Here is a 22,441-nt window from a genome sequence, read left to right as displayed (position 1 = left end):
AGAAAAAGAAAACGGACGTTGAAAAAGCTGTCCGTTATCAGTCCAGCGCATCGCGCAGGCGGCGTTCGTAGTGCCTGTAATATTTATCTGCCAGCAGCTCACTTTTAACCAGAATAGCCACATCCGTAGTGTTGAACTGTGGGTCCACTACAGCGCCATCTCCCACATAGCCACCCAGTCGTAGATAGCCTTTAATAAGCGGCGGTAGCCCAGCCAAGCACCGGCGCAGATTTAGGCTGTGCGGGTCTGTGCGCAGCATTTCTACCTTTCGGTCTGGCAATGCACGCACACGCAGGGCCGGAGGGGCCAAGTGGTTGTGGTACAGATAGGTCAGTTCATCTGCCATTTTATCCGGATCTGTTCCCGGCAGGCTGGCGCAGCCAAACAGCAGATCAATCTGATGCAGGAAAATGTAAGAGGCAATGCCCCGCCACAGCAACTGCATGGCTGTGCGCCCACGGTAGTTTTTATCTACGCAGGAGCGGCCCACTTCCAGCAATTTACCGGGGAATTCCTTCAACGGCGTAATGTCATACTCGTTGGAAGAGTAAAAACGCCCGATTTTTTCTGCGGCATCACTTTGCACCAGCCGGTATGTACCCACCACGCCGCGCGCGTCCGAGGCAATGGCGTGGTCAATAACCAAAAGGTGGTCTGCCACATTGTCAAATTCATCAATATCGCGTTTCAGACGCAGGGTTTCGCCATCAGGGCGTGCCCCCATTTCTTCATAAAAAACACGATAGCGCAGGGCTTGGGCTGCTTCCAGCTCGGCCTCTGTTTCTGCAATGCGTACGCTCAGGGTGCCACCACGCAGTTCAGGAAAGCCTTTGCGTTCCAGATCCAGCGCAGAAAGCCCCCCTTTGTTGTTGCGCGTTGCACTCATGCAGCATTTCCTTTCTGACGGGCACGAGAAGATGTTTTTGTGCCCGGCTTTGCAGCAGATTTTTTGCGGCCAAACAGCTCTAGCCGCATGGAAACAAATTCAAAGCCCAGCCGATCAGCCACTTTTTTCATCAAGGCTTCATGTTCCGGGTCTTCAAACTCTATAACCTTCCCATTATCCACGTCTATCAGATGATAATGGTGCCGCCCATTTTCCGTTGCTTCGTACCGTGCGCGCCCACCGCCGAAATCTCGGCGTTCCAGAATACCTTTTTCTTCCAGAAGCCTTACGGTGCGATACACCGTGGCCACTGAAATGCGGGAATCCAGTGTCAAGGCACGGCGGTACAGCTCTTCCACATCAGGGTGGTCGTCTGCTTCAGACAGAACACGCGCAATTACGCGCCGCTGTCCGGTCATTTTCAGGCCGTGTTCAACACACAGCTGCTCGATCCGCGATTCTGCCGACTGTGCCTTCAAGATCACAAATCCTGCTTTGAGTTACAATTTGTGTTTCAGGTTTCAGGTAGCCGAAAGTGATAGGGTTTGTCCAATTTTACACTCGCCGGCAGTTTTTTTATGCGATGCAGGCCCCTATCTTTTGCAGGTGAGCTTACGTTTTTCGTCCTTTTGTGGAGTTTCTGAATGACTCGTTCTGCTGCCTATGTGCCCGATTTTAACGTGCAGGAAGAGCCGCGCATTGCCGTTTTGGATATTACAACGGAAAAATGCCCCATGACATTTGTGCGCACGCGCTTGGCGCTGGATGGCTTGCCACTGGGTGGTTTGTTGGCTGTGCGCCTGAAAGGGGAGGAACCGCTGAAAAATATCAGCCGGTCTGCCCGTGCGCTGGGGCATACCATTTTGTCTGATGTGCCGCAGCCCGATGGCAGTGTGGTGCTCACACTGCGCAAAAAACAGGAAACGCCTGCTTCGTAAACCGAAGCAGGCGCTCTGTAAAAAGAACTGACAGAAGGGAAGGCGAAAGAAGCCTGCCCGGTCAGTTGTTCATGGCTTCGAAGAAGTCGTTGTTGGTTTTGCTGTATTTCAGCTTGTCCAACAGGAAGTCCATGGCGTCCATCGTGCCCATAGGGGCCAGAATACGGCGCAGAACCCACATTTTAGACAGCGTAGCCCGGTCAACCAGCAGTTCTTCCTTACGGGTGCCGCTCTTGGTGATGTCGATAGCGGGGAAGGTACGCTTGTCTGCCAGCTTACGATCCAGCACCAGTTCCGAGTTACCCGTGCCTTTGAATTCTTCAAAGATCACTTCGTCCATGCGGCTGCCGGTATCAATCAGCGCCGTGGCGATAATGGTAAGGGAGCCACCTTCCTCAATATTACGGGCGGCACCAAAAAAGCGCTTGGGCCGCTGCAGGGCGTTGGCATCCACACCACCGGTCAGCACCTTGCCGGATGAGGGCACAACAGTGTTGTAAGCGCGGGCCAGGCGGGTAATGGAATCCAGCAGAATCACCACATCGCGCTTGTGTTCAACAAGGCGCTTGGCTTTTTCCAGCACCATTTCTGTAACTTGCACGTGGCGGTGTGCGGGTTCATCAAAGGTGGAAGCAATTACTTCACCGCGCACAGAGCGCGCCATGTCGGTCACTTCTTCGGGGCGTTCATCAATCAGCAGAACAATCAGGAAAACTTCCGGATGGTTGGCGCTGATGGACGAGGCAATGCTTTGCAGCATAACCGTTTTACCCGAACGGGGCGGCGCCACAATAAGGGCGCGCTGGCCCATACCTATGGGGGAAACAAGATCAATAACGCGCGGTGTGAAGTCTTTCTGCGCGCCTTTCTTGCCTTTTTCAGCCTTCGGTTCTGGGGCAGTAGCCTGGCTTTCCACTTCCATCTGAAGGCGACGTTCAGGATAAAGTGGGGTCAGGTTATCAAAGTTGATCCGGTGGCGTACGGCATCCGGTGGCTCAAAGTTGATCGTGTTGATCTTGAGCATGGAGAAGTAGCGTTCACCATCACGCGGGGCGCGAATCTGGCCTTCTACCGTATCACCCGTGCGCAGGCCAAAGCGGCGCACCTGAGTGGGGGAGATATAAATATCATCCGGACCGGGAAGGTAGTTTGATTCGGGGGAACGCAGGTAACCAAACTCGTCATGCATGATCTCAAGCGTGCCTTCGCCGTAGATCGCCTGGTCGTTATCGGCCAGTGCCTTCAGGATGGCAAACATCATGTCCTGCTTACGCAGAGATGACGCGTTTTCAATATTCAGGTCTTCAGCGCAGGCCAAAAGATCCGCTGGGGATTTGGCCTTGAGTTCCGCAAGATGCATCTAGGAAATGCCCTGACTGGCAAAAGTTCATAAGGAATATGTCAGGATTTCTCATGCCTTCGGCTGCCGAAAGCGCGTGGCTATGGCAAATAAACACCTTGCTGGAAGGTGATGCCGGGGCAGAATAATCCAGACTAAAGGGAGGATGCACTGGGCAGGTGAAGTCAGCCAGCACTATGGAGCCGGATAATAACGGCGGCCTGATGTATCGTCAATAACCTTGTGGTGCGCACTTCATGGCGATGGTGAGGGGGTAATGGCGGCATTCCACCCCGCGCGGTTTAGCCATACAGCAGAAACAGACATATCGGGGGAAATAAAACTGTTGACCTGAGACCACAGTTGGGAGGGGTGCATGGTGCGCGTAAGGCCGCCGGAAATCTGATCCTGCGAGCACGGGCCATTCAAGTGTAGGCTGTCTTCCTTTAGCGTGGTTGTAAGTTGGCATGTGCCTGTTTGCCCGCTTTGCAGGTTGGGCGCTGTGCCTTCTATATCCGCGGTCAACAGTGGGCGCATGGTGGCGTCCAGCAGCATCAACTCCCCAGCCACGTGGCCTTCTGTAGAGGGATGAAGCCCAACAAGAAGCCGTTTGCCATTGCGTGAAGAAATGGCGGCATAGCGCAGGGGTTCGGTGCTGAGATGATCAAAAAATGCCTGATAGCCATTTGGGGGTGGGGTCTGCGCAGGTGTGGTAGATGCCGCATGTGCCGTAGCAACACCACCCATAAGAGAGGCGCACAAAACAGCCGTTTTCCAGAACTGATGCATCTTATTTAATCCCTCCCAGCCAGCCTTTTTTCCAGAACCACAGTAGGGGCAATACAATGGTGGAGGCCATAAGCCCGAGTGAATACCAGTATCCGAAAGACCAGTTCAGTTCAGGCATGTTCTTAAAGTTCATACCATAAATGCCGGCAATCAAAGTAGGGGCAACACCAATGAAGCTGACAACTGTCAGCACCTTCATCACCCCGTTCTGTTCAATGTTGATGAAGCCCAAAGTGGCATCCAGCAGAAATTCCACCTTGTCCTGCGCTTGGGAAACATAGGCATCTAACGAGGAAAGGTCTCGGCTTACCGTGGTAACGCGCATCCGCAGCGGGTTGGAAAGCGCATAAGCCGCAGCAGTATTGCTTTCACCTTCTTGTGGCACAGAATCCGTGGTGATGTGGCGTGTGCTCAGCATGTACCCGGGGGTGGGGATAGCGCTGGCTGTTTTGCGGCTTTCGCTCAAAAACAGGGCAATGCGCTCCATGCCCAAAAGCGTATCGCGCATACGTGAACACAGATTGCCCGAAGTGCCTACGCGCTGGAGCAGATCACGTTGCCATGAGGCTATGTTGCGCACTGCTGATCCGGATGGGCGGGTACGGAAAATATCGTGCGAGAGAGTATCTAGCAGGTCTCCCACGCTTTCCAGAATATCGGCCAGCCGATCCACAATGGTTTCAATCAACGCCACCAGAATTTCACCGGCATGCAATGTGGCATCGTGTTGAGTGTGTAATGGGGCAGAGGGGGCCGCTGTGGATGCCGGCGTGGGAGCCGTTGTTTCTGGCGTAGGAATGGCATGGGGGGCGGGCATAACCTGCGCATGGTCAGCCACAAGCAAAGCCACGGTTTCAAAAGACTGGTAGGCCTGAAAGCGGATGGTGAACAGCCGGTTTTGCGTCAGAATAAAGCCTACGGGTGTTGTCTGAAATTCCGGGCCGGTTTTCTGCAATAAAGGGGAGGAAAGAAAGGCCGCTCCATTGCGCACACTAATGCGGGATGAGCTTTCAATTTCGTTCAGATCATCCAGTGTGGGAATAGGTTGGCCGCATAATTGGGTTGCCAGAGCCTGTTCCTGCGGAGTGGGGTCTAGAAGGTCCAGCCATACGGCATCGGCGGCGTCGGCTGCGGTCTCAATAGCCCGTGCGGGCATACCAGGCCGGTGGGCCAGGAACATGCGATTCTCCATTTGTGTGCGCGCGCTACCGAAGGCAGGCAGGGCCACTGTTTTCTGAACACAGAATGTCAGGTGGCGATATGGGCTGCAAATATTCAACTGTTACAAATTATGCGGCCTTCTACACGTTTCTGGCAAGGTTACGTGGTTGCAGGGCTGTGCAACGCCTTGCGGTATCTGGTAAGCCTGCGGCTTCGTTATGACAGGCGATGTCAGGCTTTTACATATCTGGCAGGCGCGGTTTTTCACGCGGTATGGGAGCGGCAGACCAGAAATGGCAGATCCGAAGGAACACGGCACGTCAGCGGTGCATAGCAATTCCCTCCGGCACCAGCCGGATGAGCGGGGGCATTTTGGTGGGCGCCATGGGGGCCGTTTTGTAGCGGAAACCCTTATGCCCCTCATTCTGGAACTGGATGAAGCCTATAAGGTTGCCAAGGCTGATCCGGCTTTCCGGAAGGAGCTGGATTATTATCTGAAAGATTATGTCGGCCGCCCCAGCCCGCTCTGGTTTGCACAGCGCATGACGGAAGAACTGGGTGGCGCTAAAATTTTTCTTAAGCGTGAAGAACTCAATCATACGGGCTCCCACAAGCTTAATAACGTCATGGGACAGATTCTGCTGGCACGGCGTATGGGCCGCACCCGTATTGTGGCGGAAACCGGTGCTGGCCAGCATGGTGTGGCCACGGCAACCGTATGTGCTCTGTTCGGCCTGAAATGCGTGATCTACATGGGTGCTACCGATGTGGAGCGGCAAAAGCCCAACGTGTTCCGTATGCGTCTGCTGGGCGCGGAGGTGGTGCCCGTTACCTCCGGCGCAGGCACGCTGAAGGACGCCATGAACGAGGCCATGCGTGATTGGGTGGCCAATATTGCCGATACCTACATGCTTATTGGCACAGTAGCAGGCCCTCATCCGTATCCGGCTATGGTGCGTGATTTCCAGAGCGTGATTGGTACGGAAACCAAAGCCCAGATGAAGGCAGCCGAAGGCCGTCTGCCAGATGTTGTGGTGGCAGCTATTGGTGGCGGTTCTAACGCTATGGGTATTTTCTACCCGTTCCTGGATGATAAATCTGTTCGCTTGATTGGTGTGGAAGCCGCTGGCCACGGGCTGGATAGCGGTAAAACTGCTGCCTCTATTGAGCGTGGGCGCCCCGGTGTATTGCATGGCAACCGCACTTATTTGCTCCAGAACGCAGACGGGCAGATTGAAGAAGCACACTCCATCAGTGCCGGGCTGGATTACCCCGGCGTGGGGCCAGAGCATTCATGGCTGCATGATATTGGCCGCGCAGAATACGTAGGCATTACGGATAATGAGGCACTAGATGCCTTCCAGTTCTGCACACGTATGGAAGGCATTATTCCCGCGCTAGAATCTGCCCATGCCGTGGCTTATGCCGCCAAAATTGCGCCTACCCTTTCCAAGGATACCCTGCTGGTGGTCAACCTTTCTGGCCGGGGTGATAAAGATATCTTCACTGTTGCCGAACATCTGGGGGTCAAGCTGTGAGCCGTATAGCAGCCCGTTTTAAAGCACTTGCCGCCCAAGGCCGCGGCGCGCTTATCCCATATCTGGAAGCGTATGATCCAGATTGGGATACATCGCTGGAACTGCTGCGCAAAATGCCCGCTGCTGGCGCAGACCTGATTGAAATTGGCGTGCCTTTTTCAGATCCTTCCGCCGATGGCCCCGTTATTCAGGCTGCCGCCCGCCGTGGCCTGAAAGCCGGGGCTACGCTGGCAGGCGTGTTGGATATGGTAACGGATTTCCGTCAGCAGGATAACGAAACCCCCGTTATCCTTATGGGATATCTGAACCCGGTAGAATCTTATGGGTATGAACGCTTCTGCCGTGATGCCGCCAGCGCTGGTGTGGACGGACTAATTTTGGTGGACCTGCCGCCAGAAGAAGCCGATGTGCTGGCACCATTTGCCAAGGCCAATGGGCTAGATATCATCCGGCTTGTCGCGCCCACCACGTCGGATGAGCGCCTGCCTTACGTGCTCTCTCACGCATCTGGCTTTGTATATTACGTTAGCATTACAGGCATTACGGGCACACGTTCTGCCACTACGCATGATCTGGAAGCCGCCATTCCACGCCTGCGTAAGGTCACCAAATTGCCGATCGCTATTGGGTTTGGGGTGCGTACACCACAGCAGGCCGCCAATGCTTCCAGCATTGCAGATGGCGCGGTTGTGGCCTCGGCCCTGCTGTCCACCTTGGCGGAAACGCTGGATGACAAAGGCCGCGCCACGGCAGAAACGCTTCCGCGCGTGTTGGCGCAGATTGAAGATCTGGCAAAAGCTGTGCGCAGTGCTGACGGAAAGGCGGTATGATTCCGCTTTTCCGATTCCAGTAATATCTTGCCCATGACACACGCTTCAGCCGCTAACATCGTTATTGTCGGGGCTGGCCCTGCGGGGCTGGCTGCGGCGGAGTATCTGGCGCAGGCTGGTTATGGCGTGCAGGTGCTGGAGCGTATGCCCAGTGTTGGCCGCAAACTGCTTATGGCAGGGCGGGGTGGGTTAAACATCACCCATTCCGAACCGCATGAGGCTTTGATGCGGCGTTATGGTGTGGCGCAATCATGGTTGCGCCCAGCATTGGATGCGTGGACAACGCAGGACATCCGGCATTGGATGGAAGGGCTGGGGCAAGCCCATTTTACAGGGTCTTCCGGCCGCGTGTTTCCTTCGGCCATGAAGGCATCTCCGTTGCTGCGTGCATGGCTGGCGCGGCTGCAAGAACTTGGTGTTGTGTTTCACGCTCGCACCGCATGGAAAGGGTGGGATGCACAAGGCCATCTGCTTGTTCAGCGCGAAGGGCAGGATGAGCCAGCCCCTATGCAGGCAGATGCCACATTGCTGGCGCTAGGCGGGGCAAGCTGGCCGCGTTTGGGCAGCGCAGGGGGGTGGGTTCCGGTTCTGGCGCAGCAGGGCGTAAACATAGCGCCATTACAGCCAGCAAATTGTGGTTTTGAGACAGCTTGGTCTGATCTGTTTCGGGAGCGTTTTGCAGGCGTGCCGCTTAAACCTGTAGCACTTAGCTTTGCAGGGCAACGCGTGCAGGGCGAAGTAATGGTAACTGCTAATGGGCTAGAAGGTGGCGCGATTTATGCGCTGTCTGCTCCTATTCGGGCTGCCATTGCCGAAGATGGTGTGGCCATTGTGATGGTAGATTTGCGCCCGGATATGCCAGAGCAAGAAATAGCCCGCCGTTTGGCCGCTACCCGCCCGCGAGAGAGCCTTTCCAACAAATTACGCAAGGCATTACGTCTGCCGCCTGTTGCCGTAGCACTGTTGCGTGAAGGGGGGCAGGATATTCCTTCCTCGCCTCAAGCCTTGGCTGCGCGGTTAAAAGCTGTGCCCGTTGTGTTGAGCGCTCCGCAACCGCTTGCCCGCGCTATTTCCACCGCGGGTGGTATTACCTCCGACTCCTGCACAGATGGCTTTATGCTGCGTGCAGTGCCCGGTGTATTTGTGGCCGGTGAAATGCTGGATTGGGAGGCCCCAACCGGCGGCTATCTGCTGCATGCCTGCCTTGCCACAGGGCGCGCAGCGGCAAAGGGCCTACAGGCATGGTTGCAGGATACAGGGGCTAAGCGGTATCCCCTCCAGCCATGAGCAGCATGATTATAATGGGTGAAGTGCCGGGGGGTGGCCCGGCGCAATTAGATTTGGCCGAACTTCTGGCTACGCGCCTGCTGGTGCAGGGCAATTCGGGGTCTGGTAAATCACACCTGCTTCGGCGGTTGCTGGAGCAATCTGCCCGCATGGTGCAGCAGGCGATTATTGACCCGGAGGGGGATTTTGTCAGCCTTGCGGAAAAATTCGGCCATCTGGTGATTGATGGTGCAGACCATTCCGAAATGGCGCTGCATGCGGCGGGCGAGCGTATGCGTATGCACCGTGCTTCTGTTGTGCTGAATCTGGAAGGTTTGGATGCAGACCAGCAGATGCGTTGGGCAGCCGCATTTTTGGGCGGTATGTTCGAGGTGCCGCGCCAATACTGGTATCCGGTGCTGGTGGTGGTGGACGAAGCGCAGCTTTTTGCCCCTGCCGCAGCGGGTGAGGTTTCGGATGAGGCCCGGCGTGCATCTCTCGGTGCCATGACAAACCTGATGTGCCGTGGCCGTAAACGTGGTCTGGCCGGGGTTATTGCCACGCAGCGTTTGGCCAAGCTGGCCAAAAACGTGGCAGCAGAAGCTTCCAACTTTTTAATGGGCCGCACATTTCTGGATATTGATATGTCCCGCGCGGCAGATCTGCTGGGGATGGAACGCAGGCAGGCCGAATCGTTCCGAGATTTGGCGCGTGGCACTTTTGTAGCGCTTGGCCCGGCCTTGTGCCGCAGGCCAACGCCGGTGCGTATTGGCACGGTGGAAACAGAAAGCCGCTCTGCCGGGCCGGTGCTCACACCGTTTGAGCCGCCGCCAGCCCCGGTGCATGATCTTATTCTGGCTCCCGTGCCCGTACAGGATATGCCTGCACGCCCACGTAAAGTTCCCGCACCGCCACCACCGGATCTGCTGACCCAACTTGCCGCACATGGTGAGGCACAGGCAGCTCAAGCCGAACAGGAAGCCCCAGAAGAAACATCTGAAACCCAAACCGAGCGTGAAGCCCGAATGCGTGCCATCCTGCGTGACATGATGGAGGATGAGGAAGCCGCCTTTCGTCCGGCACCTGTTTTGTATCAGGATTTTCTGGTGCGGTGTCGTATTGCCGGGTTGGGGCGGAATGCGCTGGATATGCGGCGCTTTAACCGGGCCTTGGCTACCGCCCGCAGCGGTGTGGATGAAGAAACATCCACCCAGCCCGAGTGGCAGGAAGCCGAAGCTCTGGCCTCTACCTTGCCGGAGGATTTGCAGGCCGTGGGGCTTTTTCTGGCCCGTGCCGCCTTGGCCCGGCAGCCATGCCCATCTGATGCCGCTATTGCACAGGTATATGGCACGGTTTCAAAAGGGCGTGCGCGCCGTCTGCTGGGATGGTTGGAAGATCAGAATCTAATTGTATTGCGTGCAGATGGCATGGGCCGCCGGGTACTGACTTTTATTGGCACAGGGTGGGAAACCCTGCCCGGCAACGCAGATGGCTGAAAAAACCACACCTGTTAGAAGCATATAGCGCAAAAAGTGCCCCTTTGCGGGCATGACGGGCACGCCATGCAGTGCTATAGCCCGAAGCATGACGGAAGACCCGCCTTTCAGCCCGGCGCTGCTGCCCGCAGGCTTTGTAGATTTTTTAACGCCCGATGCCCGAACCGAGGCAGAAGGCGTTGCCACGCTTATGGACGTGTTTGCATCCCACGGATACGACCGCGTGCGGCCCCCTCTTATAGAGTTTGAGGACACGTATCTGGCAGGTGCCGGTGCGGCCCTTGCGGAACAGAGTTTTCGGGTGATGGACCCGGATACCCGCCGCATGATGGTGCTGCGCCCGGATATTACGCCGCAGGTTGCCCGTATGGCGGCAACGCGTGTGGCCAGCACACCGCGCCCGCTGCGTGTTTCTTACGCCGGTGTGTGTGTTGTGGTGTCCCCCGTGGCGGCGGAAGAAAGCAGCCGCCAGATTATGCAAACGGGTATCGAACTGATAGGTCCGGATTCGCCAGAGGCGGATGCAGAGGTCATGTCTGTTGGTGCGGAAGCTCTGGAGCGTCTGGGTGTGAAGGATGTTTCCTTCGATCTCACCATGCCGCCCTTTATTCCGGCCCTGCTGGAAGAAAGCAAAGTGCCCGAAGCTCAGCGCGCCGCCCTTATGCGTGCGTTGGACCGTAAGGATTCCGCCGCGGTGGCCGAACAGGGTGGCCCGTTGGCAAGTACGCTTATTGCATTGCTGGAAGCCACAGGTCTGGCCGAACATGCAGTAGCGCGGTTGACCGAAATTACCCTTCCACCCAAGGCGCGAGCTGTTCTGGACCGTTTGGTAGATACGGTGGCCGCTCTGCGTGAGCAGTGCCCCAACCTGCGTATGACGGTAGACCCCGTAGAGTTTCGGGGCTGGAAATATCATACAGGTGTATGCGTTACGTTGTTTGCTGTTGGCCGTTCGGAAGAGCTGGGGCGCGGTGGCCGGTACCTGTGCAATGATAATGAACCCGCTTGCGGGCTGACATTGCGGCCAGATGTGCTGTTCCGCATGATTCCGCCAACACCTGCACGCCCACGTGTTTATGTGGCATCGGGGGCAGATAAGCGGGAAGCCGCGCGCCTGCGCACGCAGGGTTACGCCACGCTGGCGGCATCTTCTCTCACCGCAGAGCCAGAGATTGAAGCGCGCCGTTTAGGGTGCACCCACGTGTTGCGTGGCACCGTTTGCACGGCCTTGTCATGATTTTCCCCGTAAGGGGCTTTTTCTCTTTCAGTTAGCGGCAAGATTCTTTCAGGAGCACACCATCCATGTCCAACGTAACCGTGATTGGCGCCCAGTGGGGTGATGAAGGCAAAGGCAAAATCGTAGATTGGCTTGCCAGTCGGGCCGATATTGTTGTGCGCTTTCAGGGTGGGCACAATGCCGGGCACACGCTGGTTGTCGGCAATCAGGTTTACAAGCTTTCCCTGTTGCCTTCTGGCGTGGTGAATAACAAGCTGGGCATTATTGGCAATGGCGTGGTGGTGGACCCGCAGGCGCTACTGGCAGAAATTGGCCGTATTCAGGAACAGGGGCTGGAAGTTACCCCTGATACGCTCAAAATTGCAGAAAACGCACCGCTGATTCTGCCTGTGCATGGTGCGCTTGATCGTGCGCGTGAGGCTGCGCGTGGTGATCGTAAAATTGGCACCACCGGCCGTGGTATTGGCCCTGCGTATGAAGATAAAGTGGCCCGCCGCGCTATCCGCCTGTGTGATCTGGCTGAGCCAGAAACGCTGGACTGGAAGCTGGATGAACTGCTGCTACACCACAACACTCTGCTGGCAGGGCTGGGTGCACCTGTATTCACCAAAGAAGAACTTCTGAAGTTCTTGACAGATATTGCCCCTAAAGTGCTGCCTTATATGGCTCCTACTTGGGACATTCTGGATGATGCCCGCCGTGCAGGCCGCCGTATCCTGTTTGAAGGTGCGCAGGCTGTAATGCTGGATGTGGACCACGGCACCTATCCGTTTGTTACCAGCTCCAACACAGTTGCTGCCAATGCTGGTACGGGTTCAGGTATGGGCCCAACGGCTGCGGGTTTTGTTCTGGGTATTGCCAAGGCGTATTGCACACGTGTGGGTGAAGGCCCGTTCCCCACAGAACTACATGATGAAACAGGCCGTCGCCTTGGTGAACGTGGGCATGAATTTGGTACCAACACGGGCCGCCCGCGCCGTTGTGGCTGGTTCGATTCCGTGCTGGTGCGTCATGCCGTGCGCGTTGGTGGTGTAAATGGTTTGGCGCTGACCAAGCTGGACGTGCTGGATGGTCTGGATGAAATCCGGATTTGCGTGGGGTATGAACTGGACGGGCAGAAGATTGAACGTTTCCCGTCCGCTCCGGCAGCGCAGCAGCGCGTGCGCCCGGTTTATGAAACGCTGGAAGGCTGGAAGGAAACCACCCACGGCGCACGCCGCTGGGCAGACCTACCAGCACAGGCTATTAAATACGTGCGCCGGATTGAAGAACTGGTGGGTGCACCTGTTACCCTGCTTTCCACCAGCCCAGACCGTGATGATACCATTCTGATGCGTGATCCGTTTGAAGATTGATCTGGCAGGCAACGCGTTTGTAACAAAAGGGCCTTCTCCATAAGGGAAGGCCTTTTTTTGTTGCAACTTTATGAGGGTTTCACAAAACTTTCATACGGGTATTTTTTGCCCGATATATAAGCGGTTTTCACGCATGATCTCTTTCTTGCGAGGTAGCGAGACGTTGTTTTTTGCTGTGAGAACCCCCTATCTTTCAGTCATGTTACAAAAAGCAGGGAAAGCATGAATAAGGCAGATCTTCTGGTGGTTGAGGATGATCCGGCACTCTCCCGGCTTATCGGCTACAATCTTGAAAAACAGGGATATGCAGTCCGCGTTGTTGGGGATGGCGAAGCCGCACTTGAAGAAGTGCGCCAAAAACGCCCTGATCTGTTGCTGCTAGACTGGATGTTGCCGGGTATTTCCGGTCTGGAAGTTTGCCGCCAGCTACGGGGACAGCCCAAAACAGCAACACTTCCAATTGTGATGCTCAGCGCACGAGGGGAAGAAACAGATACGATCCGCGGTTTAGATACAGGGGCGGATGATTATCTTGTAAAACCCTTCAGCATGGAGGCGCTGTTTGCGCGCGTAAAAGCCATGCTGCGCCGCTTGCCACCAGCAGATAAAACCTTGCGGTTTGATACGTTGGTAATGGATCGGGTAAGCCACAAGGTAGAACGTAGTGGGCGTTTGCTGGCTCTGGGGCCAACTGAATATCGTTTGCTGGAATTCTTTATGCTCAATCCGGGTAAAGTTTTCTCGCGCGAGGAGCTTTTGAAACATGCTTGGGAACGCAGTTCTTTTGTAGAATTGCGCACGGTGGATGTGCATATCCGCCGCCTGCGGCAAACCCTGAATGAAGGGGATGAGCAGGATCTTATCCGTACAGTGCGGGCCAGAGGGTATGCGCTGGATCTGCCACAGGGCTAGAACAGGGTAAATTTTCGGCATGGTTGCACAAGCATGGCTGATAATGGGGGAAGGGGCCATGGTTGGTGCAGCCATGGCAACTTTGGGTGGCATGGTGATTGGGCGTATGCGTGCTCCAGCAAGCCGTGTGCCTGTTCTTGCACGGCGCAGCCCCAGTAAGGAAGTTTCTCAGCCCTGTCTGGAACAGATTATGGCCTGCTTACCAGCCGCCATGTTGGTGATAAATGAGACACGCGGCTTGTGTGTGGTTTCCAAAATGGCTGAACAGCAGTTTGATGGAGACCTTGGTAGTATAGTTCGCCATCCGGCATTTCAGGCTAAATTGGATGTGGTGCTTGCGCAAAAAGCAGGAAATACACTTTCGGGCCGGGTGCGTGTTATTCTAGATATTCCACGGCTACGGGTGGTTCAGGCTGTTTTGCAAAAACAGAGCCTTCCCGCAGCATTATTGCCAATAAGTATGCGCCGGGAAAACACAGCCCCCAATGCGCAAACAACATTGGTGTTTGTTGATTTGCATGATGAAACAGATGCCGTTGTTGCTGAACGCCAGCACACAGATTTTGTGGCATTTGCCAGCCACGAACTACGCACACCGTTGGCTGCTTTGCTGGGGTTTATAGAAACCCTGCAAGGGCCTGCTGCGGATGACCCTTTAGCACAAAAAGAGTTTTTAGAAATTATGGCCCAGCAGGCCAAGCGGATGCAAAACCTTCTGAACAGTTTGCTTTATCTTTCTCGTGTGCAAATGCAGGAACACCAAAAACCGCGTGAAGTGGTGCGTTTGCTAGATCTGTTTGATCAGTGCCGGATAGAGGGAGATCTTCTGGCTGCCGGTTTGCCTGTTAAAGTTGATGTGCAGACGCCAGAAAATAAGAATTGGCAAGTTGCGGGGGATGAAACACAGCTTTTACAGGTTGTGGTCAATCTTGTTGAAAATGCCATAAAATACAGTCTTGTTTCAGAAAAAACAAAGTCCGGTACACCTGTATTTATTGCCATAACCTGCCAGCAGGCAGAGGCCGATAAACGTTGGCCATCTGCACCGGGTATTGTGCTGAGTGTAACGGATAATGGCCCCGGTATTCCAGCCCGGCATCTGGCTCGCTTAACAGAACGGTTTTATCGCGTAGCCAAAACTGCGGCTGCTGTGCAGGGCAGTGGGTTGGGGCTTGCTATTGTACAGCATATTATCACCCGGCATGGAGGACGGTTTGTGGTGGAAAGTGCTGTGGGGCAGGGCACGTCCTGCCATATCTGGCTGCCACTTTTGCCGTTGGTGGCGGATCATTCATTAAACTGTCACCAAACTGTCTTGCAGACGTAACCCATTTTTGCATCCACTCCCTTACGAAGCAGGAGCGGCATGTACTGGTGCCGTTTTATGTTGATGCTTAGGGATACTCCCCAAAATGCGTTTTTCTTTTCGGTCTGAAACCTGTGCTGCTGCGGTTGCCTGCCTGCTGGCAGCCGTGCCCTCCTTTTCTCATGCACAAAGTGTAACTGGTGCAGGATCCAGTTTTGCTGCTCCGATTTATGAGGCTTGGGCCTCTGCCGCCAAAGCAGATACAGGTGTTAATGTAAATTATCAGACTGTAGGCTCCAGCGCCGGGCAGAACCAGATTCTGGCAGGCACGGTGGATTTTGGGGCATCTGATGCACCTATGGATGCCAAAAAGCTGGAAAGCGCACATCTTTTTCAGTTCCCCACCGTTATGGGCGGGATTGTGCCGGTTGTGAATATTCCGGACATTAAAGCAGATGTGTTGGTACTGAGTGGTGATGTGCTGGCTTCTATCTATTCCGGCGATATTACCAGTTGGAATGATCCAAAAATTGCTGCACTTAACCCGGGTGTTTCCCTGCCAGATACGGCAGTGGCACCTATCCATCGTGCAGATGGGTCTGGCACAACGTTTGTGTTTACATCTTACCTCGATCAGTCTTCCAAAAATTGGCATGATCAGTATGGCGCAGGCACATCCATCAGCTGGCCGGGCGGTTTAGGCGCACGCGGGAACGATGGCGTATCCGCTACCGTGCAAAACACGGAAGGTGGTGTAGGGTATGTGGAATATGCCTATGCCAGCCGTAACCATCTTACCACCATTCGTCTCCAGAATGGTTCTGGTCAGGCTGTTGCCGCCTCTCAGGCCAGTTTCTCTCAGGCAGCAGAAGCAGCAGATTGGAAAAATGCTTCGCATTTCTCTGTTAATTTGTTGAACACCTCTGGTGCACAGGCATGGCCCATTGTTTCTGCTACCTATGTACTGGTGCCGCTGCCCGCACGTAACCCTGCGCGTGATGAAGCTGTAAAGCGCTTCTTTATGTGGGATTTTGCTAAGGGTGATTCCATTGCCGCAAAGCTCGATTACGTGCCGTTGCCCAAAGCTGTTAAGGATAGCATCCAGGCCGCATGGCAAACTGGCAAATAAGTTTTTTAGATACCCTTATTTCAATAATATATTTTATTATGGAAAGCGGCTCCTTTGCGGGCCGCTTTTTTCATGAAACTGTCATGAAACCATCATCTAAGCGTCACGCACAAAAAGTTGGAATAAAGTTATTCACCACGCATCGCTCCTCTTCTGTTTCGGAATGGCCATGATGCGTCGTTGTTCACCGCTTCTTCCATCTTTTGCATTTGCTTCAATTTTGATGTCTGGAATTGCCCCAGTGGCCGAGGCTTCCAGTTCAGATGATGCCCAGATCCGCGCCCTGAAAGCCGAAATGGCTGAAATGCGGCGTGAAATGATGGGGCAGATCACACATCTTAAATCTCAGATTGCTCAAAATGAAACACGGCAGAAAGGCCCTGTTTCACGCCGAACTGCACGTACAACGGCACAGAACGGATATAAGTTCCCCGAAAAATATGCTGATAACGATGTAGACCCCAACGTAAAGTTTGGTGAACAGGTACCGCATAAAAATATTCTGCTGAACAACGGTGTTGGCACGCCACCTTCTGACCGCGGCATGACGACATCATGGAAGGATTTCAAGGCAGCGACGCAGCAGGATGAAAACGTGCACGTTGGGGGCATGACCATTGGCTTCCCCAAAGGGCGCTTTACAGTTGCATCTGAAGATGGAGCTTATGGCCTGTCCAATCGGTCTGGCATTTCATGAAGACTTTGGGGGCTTTATGGGCATGTCTCCGCGAAGGGGTGAAACCAAGGGCGATTTCTCAAGCTTAACAGAAAATGCACGCCGCCTGCGTATTCCGTTTACCTTTCGGTATAAAGACTGGGTGGCAAACATAACGCCTGATTTCGGGTCTGGCAGCGCGGATGGATCGGATGGTCTGTACGAAGCCAACCTGAACTATACCGGCTTGCACAACACTATTCTGACGGTAGGGTACTTCCAGCCGCGTGTGACGGAAGAAGATTCCGAAAGCTCCAACGATTTCGAAATGATGGAACGTCCTGCCATCACGGATATCGTGCGTAACATTGCTGCGGGCGATGCCCGCTTTAGTGTTGGTGGCTTGCATTATGAAAAACGCTGGTGGATTGCAGGGTATTTCACCGGTCAGACATTTGGTAACCGCGCCAAAGATACTAACATTGGCGATAGCCAGACAGGTGGCACCTTCCGTGTTGCCGGCCGCCCCTATGTTTCTAAAGACATAGACGTGCATCTGGGGCTTTCTGCCATTAGCGCATTCAAGGTGAATGATGGCACCAATGGCCGCACCTATACCTTTAAGGAAGCGCCAGAAGTTAACCTGACAACAACGGCATTGCTGAACACAGGCGCGCTACGCAATATTGGTTCCGTATGGTCTGCTGGTCCGGAGTTGGGTTTCCGCTGGAAAAAGCTGGTGCTGAAGGGTGAATATTACCATATCGGCGTAACCCGTAATCAGCAGCAGGGTGGGCAGTCTCTGCCATCTCTGTCGTTCGAGGGTTACTATGGCGCGGCTAACTATACGCTGTTCGGCAAGCCCCGTATGTATAATGAAAAAGAAGGTGCTTTCTCTGCTCCGGGTGTGGAACATGAATTTGATCCTGCACACGGTTACTGGGGTGCGCTGGAACTTTCTGGCCGTTACAGTGTGGCTGATTTTGATGATACGGCAAATAGTGTGCGCGGTGGCCGCCAGACGGTATGGTCCGGTGGGGTGAACTGGTATCCGAACCGCCACTTCCGTGTGATGCTGGATTTCAACCACTTTATCGTAACGCGTAATAGCCAAGCCTATAACATTCTTGGCCGTGATGGGAACTCTGTGGCTGCCCGTGTGCAGGCTGCATTCTAAACCCGATATTTTGCCACTAAAAAAGGGATCGTTCCGTAAGGAGCGATCCCTTTTTGCTGTTCTCAGCCCACGTATTATATGCGTGGGCTGATAAAGCGCAGCTCTTATTGCTGGGGCATATAACCAGCGTTAGGGGCAGGCAGTACGTTTTTGTAGGCAACCATGCAGGCTACATACGCATTGTTGTACTGGGTCTGAATGCCGCCCTGTTGGCTGTTGGAATAAGCACTGCCGCCAAGGCCACCCCCCAATGCACCTGCTGCGGCACCAATACCAGCACCTGTGCCACCACCAACAGCAGCACCCAAGCCAGCGCCAAGCGCAGTGGTTGCCAGCCCGCCATATAGGGCCTTCCGATTCTGGCTACCAGCCTGACCGTGCACAGCGGCAGAAGCCTGAGAGCGGCAGAAATTCTGTTCCTGCAGGAAGGTGCCGTAATCCTTGCCGGGGCCGGGCAATACCTGTGCGGTAGGGCCCATAGGTGTTTCAGCGCAAGCTGCAAGCAAAAGAGCCGGCAGGAAGGCAAACGCTGCTTTATGAAGCTTCATGTATATTTGTCCTTCGTATATAAGCCATGATACATACGTATATATGGTAGATAATCATGCCATTTTTAAGGAAAAGAAAGAATGAAAATATGATCAGAAAGAACTTTCTTACAAGATAAACTGTTCAACACTAATTAAAAAATAAACTAGCCTTGCCCGCCGTTTGAGGGGTTGGCTCTTTCTGTTATGCAAACGTTTATTCTAATAAAAAAATCAATATGAAAGACCTACGAATGAATGCCGTAGTTAAGCTGTTTATTGGCTGTGATCCAAATGATTGTGACCTAGAACAGTTAATGGTGTTACACTATAGTATTACAAAATATAGTAGTTTGCCGGTTGATATTACTTTTATGCAGCTTACGCGTGATCCTTCCAGCTTTTGGTATTCTGGCCTTAAACCAGAGGAAGGCTGGAATACAACGGAATGGCCCACGCCTTTTTCCGGCTTTAGGTGGGGTATTCCTGCCTATTGTGGTGGCAAGGGCCGTGCGCTGTATATGGATGCCGATATTTTTGCCCTTTCAGATATTGCAGAGCTGTGGAACCAGCCTATTCCAGAAGGCAAGGTAATGCTGGCATCTGGGCATGGGCGAGATTTGCGCTTGGGCACCTTGATGTGGGATTGCGAAGCAGTAATGAAGCTGCTGCCCTCATTGGCTGAAATCAAGAAAGATGCATCGGCTCATAAAAAGCTGAAAATGTTTTTTGAAAAACATCCCGAATATATTCAGCCGCTAGATCCTGCCTTCAGTAATCTGGATGGCGATGGCATGCCGTTGGAAGCACTCAAGTTCCTACACTATTCGGATATGGGCACGCAGTTTTCCCACAAATATTCTTTACAGCGATTGAAGGGGGAAGATCGCAAACACTGGTTTGATGGCACAATATACAACCATCCGCGCCCAGACTTGCAACAGAAGTTTGATGAGCTTTACAAGGAAGCGCTAGCAGCAGGGTTCAGCCTAGATACCTATCGGGTCAAAGAGCCTTTTGGCGTTTTACCCAAAAAAACGCAGGTGCGTTATAAGGGTAACAAAATTACGCGCTCGGTATTTCGGTTTCTTAAACCCATGAAGTAAAATGTATTTGCCTGTGCAGTGTAGAGCCAATGCACAGGCAGAGCATACGTTAGTGTTGCGGTATATTTTTGCTTAAATTTTCCAGCCAACAGGTTTCGTTTTTGGGTTGGCTGCAAAGTGTGCTGGTTAACGGCATAGGGACACCTTGCCCCGCAACATTGTCTAACTTCAGGCCCTCTCTTAGTTGGGCGAGAGACTGATGGAAAACAGCAAAGCGAATTTCTTTGCGGCCATCAGGGTGCTTCCATGTTTCAAATGCCAGAGTTGTATCTGGAGTAGTGGGGTCTGGCTGGTCTGTAAAGGTCCAGTCCAGCCCAAACAGAGTTGTCAGCATATCCAGCGTGGTATCATGCCCGGCAAACATCACCACATGGGCCTGCGTAAGCAGCACGTTGCCATCTGGTAAGGTAAAGGGCTGTTCATCCAACAGCGTTAGAATGGCTTGGGCCAGCTTGCCACCACGCGGAATAGCAATGGCTGGAGTACGCCGCATACGTGCGCTTTGATAATTGTGCACAGGCAGAACGCTGTTGAGCGTATGCACGGTATCCGTATTACCTGCGGTTACGGAGGGTGGCAGCCCCTCTACATATTCCAGCAACAGGGCCTCTGAAACAGTAGATCCTAACGCCATTCCGTTTTCTGCATGGGGCGTGCCCTTTTTCCATGACAAAGGCGCGCGCTTGGAAAAACATGGTGTTGTGCCTGTGGTGCATGCGTTCGGGGCGAATAGAGCCTGCAAGGTTTGAACGCCGGATTGCACAGGTGGTGGCAATTCCGTATCCGGGATGAGTTCCGAGTTTAAGGTTTTTTCAACGTCATCTGCATCCAGCGTCGTCTTTTTTGCGGCCAAAGCGTTAAACAGAGGGTCATGCGTTTTGGCAGGCATGGAGCGCGCCTGTGTTTGGCACCCATCGCTTAAGGCTGCGGCCAGAATATCACCACTGCGTTGCGTACGGCTGCTGGCGGAATCCGCCCAGATAAAAGCTGGTTGTTCTGGCAAGCAGCGGGCCGAGCTATCTCTGCTGGCAACGTGGTAATAGCTTTTTAAAAACTGCCCCATCAGGCCCAGATCAAACTGGCCATGTGCTGTCATCTCACCTGGGGGAACGGGCCATGGTGTCCATGTATGGCGAGTCTTTTTTTCCAGCTTGTCCAAAGGTTTGGTTGGGCTGCGGATTCCGTGGCGGGAAACCAGCACAACCCGTTCCAACATAGGCTCAGCCCCTTCCGTCTGTGCCGCAGATGCTTCTGGGGCCGCAATTGCGGGGGAAAAAACTGAAAGGGACGTGCCCAAAAGGCAGATAAGAAGAAAAGCGGAGGAACGGGAGCAGGAAAAATTCATGAGGTCTCGGTCATACGTGTCACAAGTAGCTGATTGATACGGAAACCTTCCACATCCACCACTTCAAAGCGGAAACCCGCTGCATCTACTCGGTCTGCCTTGCGGGCCATGCGGCGCAGACGGTGCATAATAAAGCCGCCAATTGTGTCAAACTGCTCACTATCGGGCAAATCCAACACATGCAGTTCTCGGATAACATCACCAATTGGGGCCGCGCCATCCACCAACCATGAGTTCTCATCACGCTTTACAATGGCTTGTTCTTCAAACGGGCTGGCCAGCCCATCCATCAGCACGCCCATGATGTCTTTAAAGGTAATCAACCCTACAACCAGCCCGTATTCATTGACAATCAGGGCAAAGCCGGTGCCGTGCGTATCAAACTGGGCGAGTGTATCCCAAAGGTTTAACGTTTCGGGAACAGAAAGCACTTCACGCCGCATCCGGGCAATGGGGTTGCTGTGGGGGCGGCCAGAAGGTGCAATAGAAGGGTCCACCACAGATGCTAGCACGTCTTCCGCACGGATGGAGCCGATAACTCTATCCAACCCACCATTGCACAGTGGATAACGGGAATAAGGGTTGGTGCGTACCTTTTCGTGGTTGTGTTCGGGCGTGTCCTGAATATCCAGAAAGATGATTTCATCACGCGGCGTCATGGCGGAGGTAACGGAACGTGCCTGCAGGGCCAGCACGTTCTCAATCATCTGGTGTTCCTGTTGCAGCAGCACGCCGGATGCCGTGCCTGCGGCTAGAATAGCGTGAAGGTCTTCCGGCGTTATGGGTTCCACCGCAGAAGCTGCCGGGATTTTAAGCGCATGCAAAATGGCATCGGAAATTTTAGAAAAAATCCATACAAACGGATACAGCACCCGCAGGGCCACGCGGGGGAACCATCCAACCGCCATGGCCACTTTGTCCGGGTTGTTCATGGCCACGCGCTTGGGTAGCAGATCAGCAAACAGAACAAAGGCGCCGGTTACAAAAATAAAGCTGAAGGTGGAGGCCAGATTTTGTGCCCACCAGTCTGACATACCCCAGCGGCTTAGAAATTCGGTTACAGGCGGGGTAAACATTTCGGAACTGGCAATACCGCCCAAAATGCCCACACCGTTCAGGCAGATCTGGATAGCAGTCATAACCTGCCCGCTATTACGGCGCAGGGCCAAAAAGGCTTGGGCGCGTTTGTCTCCTGCTTCCGCACGACTGCGAAGCCTGACCTCCCGCGCGGCTGCGAAGGATATCTCGGAAAGTGAAATCAGAATGCTGACAGCAATCAGCAGGACAAGGGTCAGCAGACCCATAATAAACAGGAACAAGAGAACGTCCGAAATAAAGTGAAACCTGTAATGGTGGCTTCATCTATACCCGCAGGCCGAACAGATACCTAGTTTAATTTTTGTTCCCAACCGGAATGAGAAGAAACTTCAAAATACTGTCATGCAGGCA

General features: G+C 53.9%; 19 protein-coding genes and 1 pseudogene. 12 read left to right on the top strand and 8 right to left on the bottom strand.

Annotation, left to right across the window (positions count from 1 at the left end; translation table 11 throughout):
* Window positions 1-37: 37 nt before the first annotated feature.
* Together A4S02_RS11070 and A4S02_RS11065 are read right to left on the bottom strand one after the other, a co-directional pair.
* Window positions 38-886: a GNAT family N-acetyltransferase gene (locus tag A4S02_RS11070; protein WP_019088774.1), complete on the bottom strand. Its 849-nt coding sequence runs from the start codon at window positions 884-886 to the stop codon at window positions 38-40.
* A complete protein-coding gene (locus tag A4S02_RS11065; RefSeq protein ID WP_006116856.1) occupies window positions 883-1,371 on the bottom strand; it encodes a Fur family transcriptional regulator in 489 nt (162 codons plus the stop codon). The genes A4S02_RS11070 and A4S02_RS11065 overlap by 4 nt, the downstream gene beginning before the upstream one ends.
* Window positions 1,372-1,530: 159 nt before the next feature.
* Here A4S02_RS11065 and A4S02_RS11060 point away from each other — a divergent pair, with 159 nt between their 5' ends.
* Window positions 1,531-1,824, top strand: a complete 294-nt coding sequence (locus A4S02_RS11060) for a sulfurtransferase TusA family protein (protein ID WP_070323808.1) — start codon at window positions 1,531-1,533, stop codon at window positions 1,822-1,824.
* 61 nt (window positions 1,825-1,885) lie between these two features.
* Here the strand turns inward: A4S02_RS11060 and rho are convergent, their stop codons facing one another.
* The 3 genes from rho to A4S02_RS11045 all read right to left on the bottom strand — a co-directional run bounded on the left by rho (window position 1,886) and on the right by A4S02_RS11045 (window position 5,144).
* A complete protein-coding gene (gene rho / locus A4S02_RS11055; protein WP_070323807.1) occupies window positions 1,886-3,184 on the bottom strand; it encodes a transcription termination factor Rho in 1,299 nt (432 codons plus the stop codon).
* A gap of 234 nt (window positions 3,185-3,418) precedes the next feature.
* Window positions 3,419-3,952: a hypothetical protein gene (locus A4S02_RS11050; protein ID WP_070323806.1), complete on the bottom strand. Its 534-nt coding sequence runs from the start codon at window positions 3,950-3,952 to the stop codon at window positions 3,419-3,421.
* 1 nt (window position 3,953) lies between these two features.
* On the bottom strand, window positions 3,954-5,144 hold the full coding sequence (locus A4S02_RS11045; protein WP_026019317.1) for a magnesium transporter CorA family protein: 1,191 nt from the start codon (window positions 5,142-5,144) through the stop codon (window positions 3,954-3,956).
* Between the two features lie 187 nt (window positions 5,145-5,331).
* Here A4S02_RS11045 and trpB point away from each other — a divergent pair, with 187 nt between their 5' ends.
* The 10 genes and pseudogenes from trpB to A4S02_RS10990 all read left to right on the top strand — a co-directional run bounded on the left by trpB (window position 5,332) and on the right by A4S02_RS10990 (window position 18,014).
* A complete protein-coding gene (trpB, locus tag A4S02_RS11040) occupies window positions 5,332-6,651 on the top strand; it encodes a tryptophan synthase subunit beta (protein WP_003623779.1) in 1,320 nt (439 codons plus the stop codon).
* Complete coding sequence (gene trpA, locus A4S02_RS11035; protein WP_070323805.1) at window positions 6,648-7,481, top strand: tryptophan synthase subunit alpha; 834 nt, start codon at window positions 6,648-6,650, stop codon at window positions 7,479-7,481. Before trpB ends, trpA begins: the two co-directional genes overlap by 4 nt.
* 33 nt (window positions 7,482-7,514) lie before the next feature.
* A complete protein-coding gene (locus A4S02_RS11030) occupies window positions 7,515-8,768 on the top strand; it encodes a TIGR03862 family flavoprotein (RefSeq protein ID WP_070324253.1) in 1,254 nt (417 codons plus the stop codon).
* The gene (locus tag A4S02_RS11025) at window positions 8,765-10,243 is read left to right on the top strand and encodes an ATP-binding protein (protein ID WP_070323804.1); all 1,479 of its coding nucleotides are present in this window, start codon (window positions 8,765-8,767) and stop codon (window positions 10,241-10,243) included. Before A4S02_RS11030 ends, A4S02_RS11025 begins: the two co-directional genes overlap by 4 nt.
* 52 nt (window positions 10,244-10,295) lie before the next feature.
* The gene (locus A4S02_RS11020) at window positions 10,296-11,480 is read left to right on the top strand and encodes an ATP phosphoribosyltransferase regulatory subunit (protein ID WP_070323803.1); all 1,185 of its coding nucleotides are present in this window, start codon (window positions 10,296-10,298) and stop codon (window positions 11,478-11,480) included.
* A gap of 65 nt (window positions 11,481-11,545) precedes the next feature.
* Window positions 11,546-12,835 carry an adenylosuccinate synthase gene (locus A4S02_RS11015; protein WP_003623768.1) on the top strand — a complete coding sequence of 430 codons (1,290 nt, stop codon included), beginning with the start codon at window positions 11,546-11,548 and terminating at the stop codon, window positions 12,833-12,835.
* A 222-nt stretch (window positions 12,836-13,057) separates the two neighbouring features.
* The gene (phoB, locus tag A4S02_RS11010; protein WP_019088766.1) at window positions 13,058-13,747 is read left to right on the top strand and encodes a phosphate regulon transcriptional regulator PhoB; all 690 of its coding nucleotides are present in this window, start codon (window positions 13,058-13,060) and stop codon (window positions 13,745-13,747) included.
* Between the two features lie 19 nt (window positions 13,748-13,766).
* The gene (locus tag A4S02_RS11005; RefSeq protein WP_070323802.1) at window positions 13,767-15,074 is read left to right on the top strand and encodes a sensor histidine kinase; all 1,308 of its coding nucleotides are present in this window, start codon (window positions 13,767-13,769) and stop codon (window positions 15,072-15,074) included.
* Between the two features lie 73 nt (window positions 15,075-15,147).
* Window positions 15,148-16,182, top strand: a complete 1,035-nt coding sequence (gene pstS / locus A4S02_RS11000) for a phosphate ABC transporter substrate-binding protein PstS (protein WP_082246822.1) — start codon at window positions 15,148-15,150, stop codon at window positions 16,180-16,182.
* 163 nt (window positions 16,183-16,345) lie between these two features.
* Window positions 16,346-18,014, top strand: a pseudogene (locus A4S02_RS10990) (OprO/OprP family phosphate-selective porin).
* Window positions 18,015-18,118: 104 nt separating this feature from the next.
* Here the strand turns inward: A4S02_RS10990 and A4S02_RS10985 are convergent.
* On the bottom strand, window positions 18,119-18,562 hold the full coding sequence (locus tag A4S02_RS10985) for a glycine zipper family protein (RefSeq protein WP_019088761.1): 444 nt from the start codon (window positions 18,560-18,562) through the stop codon (window positions 18,119-18,121).
* Window positions 18,563-18,780: 218 nt separating this feature from the next.
* On the opposite strand from A4S02_RS10985, the gene A4S02_RS10980 reads away from it, so the two are divergent.
* Window positions 18,781-19,647 carry a glycosyl transferase gene (locus A4S02_RS10980; protein ID WP_070323800.1) on the top strand — a complete coding sequence of 289 codons (867 nt, stop codon included), beginning with the start codon at window positions 18,781-18,783 and terminating at the stop codon, window positions 19,645-19,647.
* A 49-nt stretch (window positions 19,648-19,696) separates the two neighbouring features.
* Here A4S02_RS10980 and A4S02_RS10975 read toward each other — a convergent pair whose 3' ends face one another.
* Together A4S02_RS10975 and A4S02_RS10970 are read right to left on the bottom strand one after the other, a co-directional pair.
* Window positions 19,697-20,992, bottom strand: coding sequence for a histidine-type phosphatase (locus A4S02_RS10975; protein WP_070323799.1), 1,296 nt, complete (start codon window positions 20,990-20,992; stop codon window positions 19,697-19,699).
* Window positions 20,989-22,311 carry a hemolysin family protein gene (locus A4S02_RS10970; RefSeq protein ID WP_019088758.1) on the bottom strand — a complete coding sequence of 441 codons (1,323 nt, stop codon included), beginning with the start codon at window positions 22,309-22,311 and terminating at the stop codon, window positions 20,989-20,991. The genes A4S02_RS10975 and A4S02_RS10970 overlap by 4 nt, the downstream gene beginning before the upstream one ends.
* Window positions 22,312-22,441: the final 130 nt, after the last annotated feature.

Source organism: Acetobacter ascendens, from assembly GCF_001766235.1.
In the GTDB taxonomy this organism is placed as follows: Bacteria; Pseudomonadota; Alphaproteobacteria; order Acetobacterales; family Acetobacteraceae; genus Acetobacter; species Acetobacter ascendens.
This window is presented reverse-complemented; position numbering and strand designations above follow the sequence as displayed.